The 15,094-nt window shown below is 42.3% G+C and carries 7 protein-coding genes; all 7 read right to left on the bottom strand.

Annotated elements, in window-relative coordinates:
- Positions 1-40: 40 nt before the first annotated feature.
- Positions 41-1,705, bottom strand: coding sequence for a SusD/RagB family nutrient-binding outer membrane lipoprotein (locus JWR61_RS05600; RefSeq protein WP_301926856.1), 1,665 nt, complete (start codon positions 1,703-1,705; stop codon positions 41-43).
- Positions 1,706-1,746: 41 nt separating this feature from the next.
- A complete protein-coding gene (locus tag JWR61_RS05595) occupies positions 1,747-5,040 on the bottom strand; it encodes a SusC/RagA family TonB-linked outer membrane protein (RefSeq protein WP_290336811.1) in 3,294 nt (1,097 codons plus the stop codon).
- 41 nt (positions 5,041-5,081) lie between these two features.
- The gene (locus JWR61_RS05590) at positions 5,082-6,227 is read right to left on the bottom strand and encodes an ROK family protein (RefSeq protein WP_301926855.1); all 1,146 of its coding nucleotides are present in this window, start codon (positions 6,225-6,227) and stop codon (positions 5,082-5,084) included.
- 401 nt (positions 6,228-6,628) lie between these two features.
- Positions 6,629-7,861 carry an ROK family protein gene (locus tag JWR61_RS05585; protein WP_301926854.1) on the bottom strand — a complete coding sequence of 411 codons (1,233 nt, stop codon included), beginning with the start codon at positions 7,859-7,861 and terminating at the stop codon, positions 6,629-6,631.
- A 354-nt stretch (positions 7,862-8,215) separates the two neighbouring features.
- Positions 8,216-11,023: a family 78 glycoside hydrolase catalytic domain gene (locus tag JWR61_RS05580; protein WP_301926853.1), complete on the bottom strand. Its 2,808-nt coding sequence runs from the start codon at positions 11,021-11,023 to the stop codon at positions 8,216-8,218.
- A gap of 67 nt (positions 11,024-11,090) precedes the next feature.
- Complete coding sequence (locus tag JWR61_RS05575) at positions 11,091-12,875, bottom strand: glycoside hydrolase family 36 protein (RefSeq protein WP_301926852.1); 1,785 nt, start codon at positions 12,873-12,875, stop codon at positions 11,091-11,093.
- A gap of 138 nt (positions 12,876-13,013) precedes the next feature.
- Positions 13,014-14,987, bottom strand: coding sequence for a glycoside hydrolase family 97 protein (locus JWR61_RS05570; protein WP_301926851.1), 1,974 nt, complete (start codon positions 14,985-14,987; stop codon positions 13,014-13,016).
- Between the last annotated feature and the right edge of the window lie 107 nt (positions 14,988-15,094).

The raw sequence follows: 15,094 nt of genomic DNA, 5'->3' as shown, positions 1-15,094 counted from the left end.
TCCAGGCAAAACATGCGGCCTGGAGTTATCTGAATAAAATTTATTTTTTATCCCACCAAACACGACCGTACAGATCATCGATAGCGGTTCCAAAATCAGGGTCTGCTTTCATATTATCCAAAGCAGCCTGTTTGTTTATTGCATTTAAATCACTTGTAGACGGAGCGCTGATTGCGGCTCTTCTTGGGATCTGGTAAAGCGTACCATCAATCATTATATTTTCATTAGCCAAAGCGGTTGTTGCATTTGGATAGCCCGTTCTTTTATACAGCGCCCATGCTTCGTTGGGTTGCTTAAAGAAGTTAATATAGGATTGTATTGCAATTTGCTCCAATGCTTTCGGAGCACTGTACATAATAGCGGGAGAAGCTTTATAAGCTGTCAGTTCATCAGGCGTTACTGCTGTGTAATCTTCCAGCTTAGCGTCTGCAGCTGCCTTATCATAGAAAGATATTGAAGCATCGATACCGGCATAATACAAAGCCTGGGCATCTTCAGTAGTAATACCTTTTGCGGCTAATTCAGCACGCATAAACAATTCATCCGCATAAGAAATTAAAGGAAAGAAATTTTTTCCTGTACCGCCGCCGTTTGCAGGCTGAAACATTCTCCATTGCAGATAAGAAACCGTATCCAGTGCCAGGTTATCATCTACCTTCTTTTGCACAAACCAGGAGCTTACGGTTTTTACAACGTCTGGGCTTACCGGTGCTCCTACGTACTGCCTTGCACTTACAATAGTACCTGCAGGATATAGTCCTTTGGCAATGGCTGCATTCATATTAGCCTGTGTATAATTGTTCTTTTTATAAAACAGGCGCAAGCGTGGATCGCTCTGTGAGAACATAAAATCTACCGTTGGCTTTGGAGCCCTGAATTCGTCAGGAGCCCAGTTGCCGCCGGCAGTAAAACTTACATCAGCATAAAACACCCAGCCCTCTGCATTGCTTGTCATCAGGTTGGATGCATCTGCAATTACTTCCTTAACAATCGCTGTAGCTGTGGCTTCGTCTCTCTTCATCAGGCGCATTGCCATTCTTAAACGAAGAGCTGAAGCAGCCTTTGCCCATAGAGCCACATCGCCGTGAAAATAAAGATCATTTTTACCAAGACTTACCTGTGCTGTAGCTGGCGGAGCTTTCAACAAAGCAATCACTTCCTTTAAGCGCTTATCCCACAAGGCGTATAATTCCTGCTGCGTTTCATATTTAGGAGTAAGGGTGCCACCATACCGTGCCTGGAAAGCTTCTGTATAAGGTAAGCTTCCGTTTATATCTGAAACGTAGAAAGCATAATATATCTTGGGAATATCAGCGATGGCATTTATCTGATCGTACTTTGGTTTTTCTGCATCGGGCAATTTGCTGATCAAAACCTGTACATCCGTTAAAACAGATCCCAGCGTTGGATAAAATACTCCATAACGCGAATTAAAATTACCCACGGTTTTCAGTGTTACTGAGCCATTTCCTGCGTTAGCAGTGGATTGTTGAGTCCAGAACATGATGCGGCGGTAGTTATCATAAAATTGCTCAAAATCTTGTCCATGGGCCTGGATGGCAGCATTTAGAAACTGCTCTTCCGGTTTAATGGAATATAGTACACCAGGGTCGGTGTTTAATTCGACAAATGCCGATTTTTTACAACTACCCAGTGCCAGGGAAACAGCCAGGATAGCTAAGTATGAATATTTATAAAATTTCATTTTTATTAAAATTTAAATTATTAAAAGATATTGCCTGCGAATTAAAAACCTGCGAGCAACGATACCGCCATTTGACGCTGGTAAGGTCCACCGCCAGTTTCAGCAAATGCGCCGGGGCGGCTTGAATAAATTGATTCCGGATATATATGATCCTTGGTGGTAGTATATAAGTAAATAATATTTCTACCTGAAACATTTAACCGAAGTCTGTTGATTTTTAATTTACTGATAGTGCTTTTTGGAAAGTCATAACCAAAAGAAACCTCACGCAATGCAACCCAGGTATTATCAAAAACAGAATATTCACGGATACCTGTGCCCCAGCTTGCTATACCTTCGTAATAATCCAAAGCTGCAATTGGCTTTTTAAGTCCCTTGCTAACAGCATCAGCATAAGTTAATCCACTTACATCAATATTATTAATGATGGTGTTTTTCCCAAAAACGCCTTCTGGTATAATACCATCATTGCGCTGAACACCATTGGCGTCAGTATAGGCTATACCACCGTGTTCTGCGTCACGACCAAATAAAGTACTTTGATAGTTACCATATTCAGATCCATACTGGTGAGTTGTTGAAGCGATCTTTCCACCAACTTTCGCATCTACCTGTATAAACAGGCTGAAGCTTTTATACCTGAATTCGTTGATGTTGCTAACCAGGTATTTTTCCATTGCAGAACCAAGAATTTTTTCTCCCTGTCCGTAGGCACCAGAGCGCCAGTAAGTTCCATCCTGCTGCAATAATTTTTGGTTTGTTTGTGGATCTCTGGCATAGGCATAAGTACTTACAATAGTACCAAAATCTTCACCTACTTTGGCTACCGAACGAACGTCGTTTCCGAAAGCCAGGTCAAGGTCTCTGCTGTCTGTACCAGGATAAAGCGCTATGATCTTATTCCGGTTACGGGTAAAGTTTACCGTAGTGGTCCACTCAAAATGCTTTGTGCGGACTGGCACTCCGGACAATAATATTTCTACGCCCTTGTTCTGAATATTACCTGCATTAATTAAACGGCTGTCAATGCCACTTTCTGGCGGCGCATTTAACTGTATGGTTTCATTCTTGGTGTTCTTTTTATAGGCAGCAACATCAATCCTTAAACGGTTATTAAAAAAACGAAGATCCACGCCTATTTCGGTTTCAAAAGCTCTTAAAGGTACCAGGTTGAGGTTACCAAGACTATTGCTCTGAAAGCCGTAACGGGGAACAGATGTGGCGCCAAGGTCTGTATAGTTGCCATTTAAAACATAGTTTCCACTGGACGTAGTGTAAATTCCTGTACCGGCTCCGGTAATACCATAACTGGCTCTTAATTTACCGAAAGAAAGAAAATCAAATTGTTTTTTATCTTTCAGCAATTCTGTAAATAACCATGAAGCACCAATTGACGGATAATTATAAACATAAGTGCCATGACCGTCAGGATAAGTTAAGGTAGAGTTCCAGTCACTTCTAAAACTACCTGACAATGTCAGCATTTCTTTCCAGGTTATATCACCATAGGTATACAACGCATCCAGCCTGCTTTGCGGGTATTTGCCTCCACTCACGTCTAACGCATTTTTACTATTGGAAAGTGCAAAAATATCGGCATTCTTAAAGCCTCCATTAGTATTTGCAGATAATTGCGTACCACCAAGTCCGCGTTGTGTTTCACCACCAGCCGACAGGCTGAATTCCAGATTGTTTGTAATCTTTCTTGTTGCAGTCAATAAGGCCTGTAATCTGGCGTCTTTTCTGTTTGAAGTATACAAAGCATATCGTCCAAAATTGTTGCTGTTAAAGCCGGCTCCATCGCCACGTTCTTTAGTTTCCTGGTTAACATCATAACTATTCACGTTACCCCGCATCAGCAAGCTTAACCATGGCGTTATGTTGGCAGTTATATCAAGATTTGCCAAAAGACTATTTTCCTTTTGAGCAACATTGGTTTGGTAAATACTCCACATGTCATCAGTGATAGATCCACGCAAATAAGGAGATTTTTGCACGCGGCCGCCATTTACAGCATCAATATAATTTGCGAACAGATTGTCTATAGGAAAGTTGCGTGAATTTGAGTAGGCAAGTCTGTATAATAAACTTCCCTGGCCACCTTGCTGCATTGGATTTTTAGAAACAGTTGCGGCATAATTAATAGAAAAATCCATGTTAATTAATTTGCCCACTTTTTGGGTAGCTCTCAACGCAAAACTATTTCTGTCAAACTTATTAGTAGATACGATGCCCTGCTCAGCTGATTTTGTATAAGAAAAACGCACGGTGGTTTTATCGTTGCCGCCTTCAACAGATACATTGGTGTTATTAATTAAACCTGTCTGGTAAAGGTCCTTCATGTTATTTGGCTTATAAACACGGGTTACTCCGTCCGCATCAATAACAGTCTGTCCGGCGAACTTTGGACCAAAACTATAATAGGGAGCATAATCATCATTGGGAATAATATCTTTTCCATCTGAATTTTTTGCAAAAGTCGGGCTGTTACCGCCACCATATTCGTTTTGAAAATCAGGAAGTCTGTACACTTTATTCCAGGTAGTTGTTTGATTAAGCGTGACACCCAGGCCCGGCCTTGCCTTACCCTTTTTTGTTGTAATCAATATTACGCCGCTTAATGCCTGTGATCCGTATAAAGCACTCGCTGCAGATCCTTTCAATACAGTCATGCTTTCATAATCATCGGGATTAAGATTTTTCATCTGGTTACCAAAGTCCCTGTTATCGCCCCACGAATCAGCACCTGATGCGCCCGGTTGAATCAATACTCCATCAATAACATATAAAGGCATGGTATTGCCGCTAAGGCTTGAATTACCCCTGATACGGATACGTGAACTTGATGAAGGTCCGCCTGCACCCTGATTGACCATAACGCCTGCAATTTTACCTTGCAAAGAGTTTACTACGTTCACAGTGCCTGCCCTTGCAAGTTCAGCTCCACCTACTGATTGTATAGCATAAGGAACTTTCAGAGAACTGGTTCTTGTACCGAAACCTGTTATCACAACTTCGTTCAATTTGCCAACCGCACCTGATAATTCTACAGTCAAATAATCTTCCTTACCAACATTAACCTGCTTAGTAGTATATCCAACACTACTGAAAATCAATACCGCATCAGAAACTGGTACCGATATTTTAAAATTCCCCCTGGAGTCCGCTGCTGCATTCGATTTAGTTCCACTTAAATTAATCGATACGCCCGGAATTGCATTACCGGCACTGTCCCTGACTGAGCCCGTAATAGTTTTTCTCTGTTGGCCTAAAACAGTACCGCAGCAAATGCATAAGAGCAGAAGCGGCAGTAAGTGTGAAATCGTTTTTTTCATGTTGTGTTGTTTTGCTTTAAATAATAAAAAATTGGGTATTTCTATAGTTGACTAAGTTCAAATCCAGTTGTTTCTTCTTTTAAAAACGATATCTCGTTATAATTTTCCATCACCAGGGCCGCCGCACCGATCAGTTGCGCTTCCAGCCCCAGGACAGAAATTTCTATGTTCGTATTTTGAAAAAGCCGGCGAATACAGTGTTCATTCAACGCCTGCTGAATGGGAGCTTCCCATATTTTTCCCGCCGCCGATCCCCTGCCACTTAGAATTATTTTTTGCGGATTTAAAAGGTGAATTAACACTGCTACACCTTTCCCTATATTATATCCTGCCTTTGAAAAAAGTTCGATGGTAAACTGATCTCCTTCCTGCACAGCTTTTATAAGCTCCTGATAAGCCGTCTCATGATTTTCCAATGAAAGGGTATTTAACCTTGAAACCCGGCCAGAATTTATTCCTTCTATCGCCCTTTCTTTAATCAGCAGAAGCGAGGTTTCTGTTTCGAGGCAACCCGCTTTTCCGCACCAGCATAATTTTCCATTTAAAAAAAGCGGAATGTGACTGAACTCACCTGCAAACCCTTCATGCCCCCGGTAAAGTGCTCCATTTAAAATCAGCCCCAGACCAACTCCCCAGCCAATATTTATTACCATTGCGTTCCGGGCGCCTTTAGCGGCCCCAAATCTCAGCTCAGCCAATGCTATCAGGCTTGAATCATTATCAATAAACACAGGCAGGCCCAATTGAAAAGCCATATGTTTTGTAATACTTTCATTATCAGGAAGCGATAAAAAAGAATAATTGATGCCTTTTTTTACGTCTATAAAACCAGGCATACCAATGCCAATGCCTATAAACTTTTCCTTTGGTATACCGGAAGTGTCAATTGCGCCGGCAATATTATCTATCAGCACCTGAAGCGCTGAATGGGTCTCCGTTAATGATAAAAAAATCCTGGTCACGGATGATACCAAATGATTTTGCATATCTATTACCGCAATTTTAGTAACAAACTGATCCATTGCTACCGCAACCATGTACATTACATTTCTCTGAATGGCATAGGTCAAAGGGCGTCTTCCACCGGAAGAAACAGCATACCCAGTCTCTGTTACCAAATTGTCGGCAACGAGTTCCTCAATCAACTTCTGTGTAAGTGGAAAACTTTTCTCTATTATGATACTCAAATCTACACAAGACAGATTCTCCTGAAAATACAACTGCTTTAATATGTCATTTTTACATACTGTCCTTTTTTCCGTCATATAATAATAGCAGCGATGTCCTGGTTAATTTTTTGTTATTAAAATAAAGATATACAAACTTGTTAAATAATTAAAAAAGTTTTCAAATCTATTTAATTATTTTACAAATCGAGCTAGTGCCAATGTAAATTGTGTGGAAGTTGATTTGTGGAAGGCCATGTGGAGTTGCAGGGCGGCAGGATGCCAGTCGGTTATTAAGTGATGACCGAAGTTGCTTGCCGGAAAATAAAGGAGCGTTATACCATTGCTTAAGTGAGGGAATTCCTGGCTACTCTTTGCACACGTAATCTGGTTGATAACCTGCACTCAGGGTCATTACCAGGTTATTTTACCTTCAAATGATCTGGTTGTTTCGGAAATGGGTGAATTTTCATTCCCGGAATATGCTCATAATTTTCCATCACCAGCGCAGCAGCGCCAATTAATTCGGCCTGTTTTCCCAGCGTGGAAATTTCAATGTTGGTGCTTTCATACAAACGATAAATACAATGTTCATTCAAAGCCTGTTGTATCGGAGCCTGCCATATCTGCCCGGCTGCGGAGCCTCTGCCACTCAGCACAATTGTTTTAGGATTCAGCAGGTGAATCAATACTGCTACACCTTTTCCAATGTTATATCCTGCTTTTGAAAAAAGTTCAATGGCAAACTGGTCGCCACTTTTTACGGCTTCGATGATGGCGTCAAAATCCTGCTCCAGGTCATCTCCCTGCAGCGAACTCAGTTTAGAAATCCGGCCCGCTTTAATTCCTTCCTTCGCCTGTTCTACAATCAGCAATAAAGACGTTTCTGTTTCAAGACAACCAGTTTTACCACAACTGCATAATTTGCCGTTTAAAAATAACGGTATATGACTAAACTCTCCTGCAAAACCTTCATGGCCCCTGAAGAGTTCACCATTTAATATAAGTCCGAGACCTATACCCCATGCAATATTTATTACCATGGCATTGCTCACACCCCTGGCCGCGCCAAAGCGCAATTCGGCAAGTGCCACAAGACTGCTGTCGTTATCAATGAACACAGGCACCTTTATTTTTTCGCTGATATGCCGGGTAATACTTTTATAATTGGGCAATTGCAAATGGGTATAATTCACGCCTTTTTTTACATCTACAAAACCGGGCATCCCTATCCCAACTCCAACAAATTTTTCTTTGGATATGCCAGACTTATCCATCACGTATTGTATTTTCTCAACCAGCACCTGTAGAGCTTCGGGGTTATCGGGCAACGGCAGTACAATTTTTTCTATGGGCGAAACGAAATTATTTTCCATATCCATTACGGCAATCTTGGTAACAAACTGGTCCATTGCGACAGATACCAGGTACATCACATCTTTCTGAAGTGTATAAGTCAGTGGACGACGGCCGCCGGTCGAAGCTGCGTAACCGGATTCAACCACCAGGTTGTGGCTGAGGAGATCTTCGAGTAATTTGGCGGTGACAGGAAAGCTTTTATCAATTTTAAAACAAAGATCTGCGCAGGAAAGGCTGTCCTGGAAATACAATTCTTTTAAAATTTTATTGCGGGATAGTTTCTTTTTCTCAGTCATTGTGGCTTGGTAAAAATCGGTGTAAAAAAATAGTAGTATGATTAACTAAAGGTAGAAAAAAACATTTTAAATATTTAAAGAAGTTGTGTTTCTCACAAAGGGAGCAAAGGATACAAAGCACGCAAAAATCTTTTTGCAGAATATACTGAATTAGTCGCATCCTGTATTTTATAAATGCGTTGCGTCCGTTGCATTCGTAGCGAACTTTGTGTGAAAAATTGGTTTCACACAAAGTGAACAAAGGGTACAAATTACACGAAGGTTTTTTTACAGAACCGGCTGAATCAGTTGCATCCTGTATTTTATAAATGCGTTGCGTCCGTTGTACTCGTCGCTTCCGTTGTGCGAAAAATTTTATTTTACTTCAAATTCATAATCACCGGAGCCTATGCTGATTTTTGCTACTCCTTCACTGTAGGAAATTTGTTTGCCTGGCACCCGCAGCTGGTTGCTATAAATTGCTGCGTCTTTAGCCGCTGGCAGATAAATATTGGCAGTTGCATTAACCGGTATCTGCACACGCAGTAAAAAATGTTTGCCCTCTTTTTTCCAGTCTGTTGTAACCCATCCATAAGGTGAATGAAAACTGCCTTTGGCTGAAACGATGTCGCCAACCGGTTGGGGCCTGATCTTTATTTTTTGAAAAGCCACCGAGCTCTCCTCCTGGTCGATGCCCGCCAAACCGCTGTAAAACCATTCCATTATATGCCCAAGCATTAAATGGTTATTGGATACATCTTCCAGTGCGGGCCAGGACTCGGTTAAGGCCGTTGCGCCTTTCTTTAATTGAAACCCATAGCCCGGCACATCATCGCGGTTATTCATGTCGAATAGTAATTGCGAAGCACCTCCTTTGTCCAGTGCATTCACTAAAAAGTGGAAACCGATATCTCCCGCCGTTAACGCCTTATTGCCGGCGTAAATTGAATCTACCAGGTTTTTTATTACCGCCTTCTTATACTTTTCATTTACCAGGCCGACACTAAAAGGCATGGCCATAGCCGTTTGGCTGCCTGTTGAATACACATTGGTTTTACTGTTAAAAAACTTTTTGTTAAAAGAAGTTTTGATGGATGCTGCAAGTGCTGCATATTTTTTTGCATCGCTTTGTTCATCCAGCAACGTCGCCATTTTACTTACCAGTGTGGCATCATAATAAAATATAGAAGTAGCAGTGACCGTTTTCGGAGTCAACTGCGATTCGCCGGGCGGGTTAGGACCGTAATCGTACCAATCACCGAGGCCATGTGATAACAGGTAATCTTTTGATTTAGTCTGCTGATAGTCTACATATTTTTTTGCCATAGCATAAGCCTTTTGCAGAATGTCTTTATCGCCATACCATTGATACAACAGCCACGGAAGTATAACCGAACTGCTGCCCCACTCAGGTGAATCCAGGAAGCCTCCTTCAAACACCACGTACTCCGGTGCGATGTCGGGCACAAAACCTTCGGGATATTGAGCATCCATCAGATCCTGCACCAGCTTGCGATACAAATGATATACATCGTTATTGTAGTGAATCGAATTGCCCATCAGGTAATCCTGCTCCAGCCAGCTCAGTTTTTCCCGGTGCGGACAATCAGTCACAATGCTTTGCATATTGCTTTTAATGGCCCAGTTAATCAGCGTATAAATGCGGTTAAACAATGGATTGCTGCATTCAAAATTACCATTTACCGGGTTACTGTTTCTGTTGTGTAAAGACGAAAGCTGTACTATTACCGGCAAGCCCATATCGTTAGCAGATGCATCTGCTACGGCACCATCCACCTGCACATACCTGAAACCATAATAGGTAAATTTAGGTTGCCATATTTCTTCCCCATCACTTTTCATCGTATAGGTAAAATAAAAAGGATCGCCGGTGGCGGACTGATTGGCAAGTTGATTTTTATTAATCAGTTCAGCCGGAATTAATTTGACCTGTTGCCCTTTTCTTCCTCTTACTTTTAACCGGATAATACCTGAAATGTTCTGACCAAAATCATACAGCAAAGTACTGGCGGATGGATGTACAATTTTCTTCACGGTGAATGAATCCATTAATGCAACCGGGTAATCCTGTTCGGGTGACAGTTGCCCTTTAGGCGCTTTTATTAACAGTGGGCGCATCCATTTTGAATCATCAAATGCCGCCTTGTTCCATCCTTCCTGCTCCATCCTGGCATCATAATCTTCGCCGCCATAAATACTGCTGAAAGTAATGGGTGAAGGCGATGTTTTCCAGGTGGCATCAGATACGATGTCCTCGGTTGCGCCATCATCATAAGTAATTTTCAGGCGGCAAATCATGGTAGGCATGCCAAATGCATCTACTATTTTAAAATACCTTTCCCTGTTGATATTATAAAAACCATTGCCCACAATAGCGCCGATGGCATTGTTGCCGCCGACTAATTGGGATGTAACATCAAACGTGTTATATAAAATGGTTTTATCAAAATAAGTCCAGCCAGGCGCCAAAAAAGCAGTGCCCGTTTTGGCGCCGTTGATACTCAGTTCGTACTGCCCCAGGCCGGTAACAAACAACAAAGCCGTTTTTATTTTTTTACTGATGGTAAAGGATTTTCTGAACAGCGGCACTACGGGACGTTGCACGCATTTATTACCCAGCGTTTCTGCATATGGTTCATGTATACCGGGCACCATGCGCATGGAATCGTTCAGTTCCTCATACCCAATCCACTTTGCATTTGACCAGTCGGTTGCCGAAAACAAGCCGGTAATAAACTGCTGGTCGCTGCTCCATCCCGAGCTATGATTAGCGTTATCCCATACCTGCAGCTTCCAGTAATACAACTGCCCAGGTTGTAACGATTGCCCTTTATAATCTACCAAAACAGATTGCCTGCTTTTTACGACATCGGAATTGTATACGTCATAGTCGCCCTGGTCAAGCTTGTTTTTTGAAGAAGCAATCACCAGCTGGTAAGCTGTTTGATATTGATTGTGTTCAGTTGAAGACAGTTCCCATCCGAAGCGTAATTTTTGCAACACAACACCGGCCGGGTTGACTTTATTTTCACACAATGCACTTGTTATTTTTAACTGGGCTTCGCTATTAAAACAACAAAACAGCAGCATCAGCAACAATCCAATTTTTTGACGCCAAAAAATTTTGTTGATAAGAATGAGACTGGTTATATTTTTTTTCATGCCGTGTTGATGTATTGTGGTTTAATTTTTATTGTTGCGGTTGAATTGCCTGAATGATCAGGTGTGTTTATAACGACTTTAGCTGATACACTTTACCGCTGTGTGCAGGTAACGTATCTTTCCATTCGCTTTTATACACACCTTTCTTTTCGCCGGTCCAGTAATCTGTTACCCGGTAAGCTATTGGCAAGGGAACAGTAAACTTTTTCTCCTGGTCATCTTTATTTAATAAAATAAGAAAGGTTGCTCCGGGAGTTTTTAACCAGCCAACATCCAGCGCCGGATTGAACAAAGCGCTCGTCTTTTTTGGTGGCAACATCTTTTTCAAAATGGCTAATCTTTCCGGCGTAATGGTGGTAAGATCGTCGCCGCTCAGTACCAGGCCACCTGTTGCAAATAACAACGATGCATGGTACATAAATTCATTCGCCGGCAGATTACCGGTAAGCAAAACACAATCCGGATCGTTCCACCATAAGCGCCCGTTTTGCCAGCTGCGCAATAAATTTTCATCGCCGGTGGCAGAAAAAGTATTCCAGTCACGGCTGATATCATTAGAGCTTCGGGAACCGTTAATCAATCCGATAGAAGGCCACAAAGGGTGATTACATCCTAAAATAAAAGCATTGCCGGCGCCCTTTAAGATAGCCTTCATTCCGCTGCGGTAGGCAGTCACACGTGTAGCGGTCTTATCATAATACACACCACCGGGTAAGGCACCCCAAAAGTTAGCATCGAGTTTAAAATAAGTGCATCCCCATTGCGCTGACATGGTTTTAAACACATGGGTAAGATGCGCCTGCACCAAGGGGTTGGTGGCATCCAGTGCATACCAGGGTGCCAAACGCCAGCCGCCAAAAGTTACTTTGTCGCTGCGCAATGGTTTGCCCAAACTATCTTTTACCAGCCAGTCCGGATGTTCTTTAAATACTGTTGAATTGCTGTCGCAGATAAAGGGTGCCACCCAAATGGCAGGTTCAAATCCGGCAGTTTTTATTTGCTTTAAAACAGCCTGTATGCTGCTGCCAAATGCTTTACCCGTCTCCAGCCAATCGCCCATATGCGGCTGGTATCCGTCATCTAACTGAATGTATTTTAATTGCGGAATATGTTGTTTAATGTAGGTAAGATGATCGCTGATATTTTTTGCCGTTACCTCCGGGCCAAAACAATACCACGAACACCAACCTGCAGGAATATCGCTTTGCAACCGCGGATGAAAGTGATTGATACGGGCGGCAAATGCCGATGTAAGCGCATTGCTGTTTTTGGCTGTCAGCAGCGAAAATTCCTCCAGCCGAATACTTGCACCGGGCTTTAGCAGCGCATTTTCCAGGTCCATCACCACTTTAACCGTATCAGCCGAAAGATAAAATTTTCCAATAAAACGAAAAGAAGAATTAAAGCCCATTAACATTGGTTGGCTGTCAGCAGGCTGTAATACCAGCATATTGTAAACAGCTTTGTACCCCGTTGGCTGCGGTAATTTATAATGGCCATTGTCATCGTAGCCGCCTACCAGTTTGGGTGTTGCCAGCGTACCACGGTACTGGCTCAGCATTTGAAAGCCTTCTGCGTAAATAGCTGTTTCGGGTTTAAACAAACGGTTCGCCTGGAACAGCACGGCCTCTTTTAGACGAAGGTTGTTTTTGCCGGCATTGGTGAGCGTGGTATTACAAAAGTTGCCCTGCCAGGTCCGGGTGATTTTTACAGTTGTTGAAACGGTACCATCCGGTAACAACACATAGGCGTCGCTGTGTTTAATGGCAGCGACCAAGTTATGTTGAGCGGAGGTGATAAGTGGGTAAGCACCAAAAAATGGCAGCCAAAAAATAAGTAAGCAATATTTCATGGGCTGAATATATTTCAAAAAAGTGGTTTCGGAAAGATTCAACTTAAATGAACAAATTGGACTGTATTAAAAACCGTGCTTTATGACTCAAAATTTTTAAGCGCACCATCGCAAACAGACTCATTATTAAACAGCAATTTACTGCTTTACCAACCTTACAAAAAAACCACCACCGGGTGCCAGGTGAAATTGTATGGTATCATTTTTTTTCACCATCGTGTCAGCAAGTATATAATCCGCGGCATAACGTTCGGCATTGACGCCGTCTTTGCAAATGGTAGCTTTATAATTTCCTTCTGCAATAAAATCAAACTTAAGATTGATGTCCCTGGCTGACCAATCGGTCATGGAACCGATGTACCAGTCTGCGCCTTTTTGCCTGGCTGTAACAATGTATTCACCTGCTTTACCGTCAATGATATTCGTTTCGTCCCAGGTGGTAGGCAGGCTACCCATCAGTTCGGTAAATGCAGGCTCCAGCCAGGCCTGGGAGGGATTACCGCCAAATATCTGCATCGGGTTATCATATACAGCAAACATAGCCAGCTGGTGGCTTCTTGTGCCCTGCGTCATCACCATGCCTTCAATATTGCGAAATTGTTTTTGTGTGGTGTTGTTAAACACCAGTGGCTCATAATCCAGCGAACCAGCCAGCATGCGGGTGTAGGGAAGCGTTACATCATGTGGCGGTGTAGTTTTGTTACTCCACATATTATATTCAGATCCCTGCACACCTTCTCTTGTAATATTGTTGGGGTACGTGCGGTTAAAGCCTTTTTGCGGATAAGCGCCATGGTACATGATCATGATCTTATGATCGGCGCAGGCCTTTGCAATACGGGCATAAAAATTCACCGTCTTCTGGTCGTCCCGGTCAATAAAATCAGTCATGATAAAATCCACACCCCATTTATTAAACCTGTCCAGGGCGCTATCCAATTGCCTGTCGAGCGTGTATGCCAGTGTCCACATATTGATCTTAATTCCCTTCTCGTGGGCGTACTGAATGATGCTGTCCATATTGATATCAGGGTTAATTTTAAACAAGTCCAGGTTATCACTCCAGCCGGCATCCATCATAATTCTTGTAAAGCCAAAGCGTTTGGCAAAATCAATATAATATTTATAAGAGGCTGTATTAATACCCGTTTTAAAATTGACGTTAAACAGGTTGATATTGATGGTCCATTCATCGGTCGATTTACCGGGTTTTATCCAGCTTGCATCTCCTATTTTGGAGGGTGCAGCCAGGCGGTAAACAATATCATTGGAAGGCAGTTGTTTGTCTTCTTCGGCAATGATCAGCACCCGCCAGGGAAAGCTGCGGCTGCCTTTTGTTTTGGCAATATAATCAGCCCGTTTTGTAACCAGCGCCTGCGGATACCCACCTTCGGTAAGCTTTTCTTCCAGCGGGTATTTGGCAAGCACCCCTTTTAAAACAGCACCGTTACTGCCATTTAAAAACATGCCCGGGTAATCATCCAGGTCAGATTCCGTGATGGCAATTTTGGGATTGGTTGCAGGCACCACCAGCACGGGGGTGTAAGCCATTTCATCGGGCGCTATAGAATCCAGCTTCCTCAAAGGATACTGTTCTTCAAAACTGGTATGAAAAATATCCGCATCATCCCGCTTATGTATGCCGGGAAAAAATGCGGCCGGACTTCCGGGAAAATGAAATTCGGCCACCTCTTTTTGTATGGTAATAGAATCCTTAAACTGAGTCACAAACCGGTAAGCTACACCATCATCATACACCCTGAACAATATTTTATAGGGTTGCTTGAATTGGATGGAGAGTTCATTGTATACATCCTGAATGATTTTTCTTTTTTCGGGCACAGGCGAAATTATTTGCTGTGCTGTTCTTTTTAAGGAAGTGGATTTAATACTGTTATTGACTGAAAAATTTTTGCCGTTGGACAGCAACATATCCATCAGTGAAGGCGCAATAATTAAATTGCCTTTGTGATAAACCTTATACACCAGGTTTTTCTGCAACCAGATTTTTACGCAAATATTTCCGTTGGGCGAGCAAACGGATAAGGTATCTGTACAACGGGCACTGATAAATAAGGAGACAAAAATGGCGGCGAGCAATAACTTTTTCATTAATAAATATTTTCTACATGGCTAATTGAATCCTTAAGGTAAATCATTCCGGTATAAAACGAACGCCGGCTAAAATCACCTTTTCAGGGGATTATTAAAAAAACAAA

Source organism: Ferruginibacter sp., assembly GCF_028288465.1.
Lineage (GTDB): Bacteria > Bacteroidota > Bacteroidia > Chitinophagales > Chitinophagaceae > Ferruginibacter.
This window is presented reverse-complemented; position numbering and strand designations above follow the sequence as displayed.

Excerpts from the sequence above, each read along its gene's own strand:
- JWR61_RS05580 (WP_301926853.1), bottom strand. The coding sequence starts at position 11,023 with ATGAAAAAAAATATAACCAGTCTCATTCTTATCAACAAAATTTTTTGG.
- JWR61_RS05570 (WP_301926851.1), bottom strand. The coding sequence starts at position 14,987 with ATGAAAAAGTTATTGCTCGCCGCCATTTTTGTCTCCTTATTTATCAGT.
- JWR61_RS05575 (WP_301926852.1), bottom strand. The coding sequence starts at position 12,875 with ATGAAATATTGCTTACTTATTTTTTGGCTGCCATTTTTTGGTGCTTAC.
- JWR61_RS05595 (WP_290336811.1), bottom strand. The coding sequence starts at position 5,040 with ATGAAAAAAACGATTTCACACTTACTGCCGCTTCTGCTCTTATGCATT.
- JWR61_RS05600 (WP_301926856.1), bottom strand. The coding sequence starts at position 1,705 with ATGAAATTTTATAAATATTCATACTTAGCTATCCTGGCTGTTTCCCTG.
- JWR61_RS05585 (WP_301926854.1), bottom strand. The coding sequence starts at position 7,861 with ATGACTGAGAAAAAGAAACTATCCCGCAATAAAATTTTAAAAGAATTG.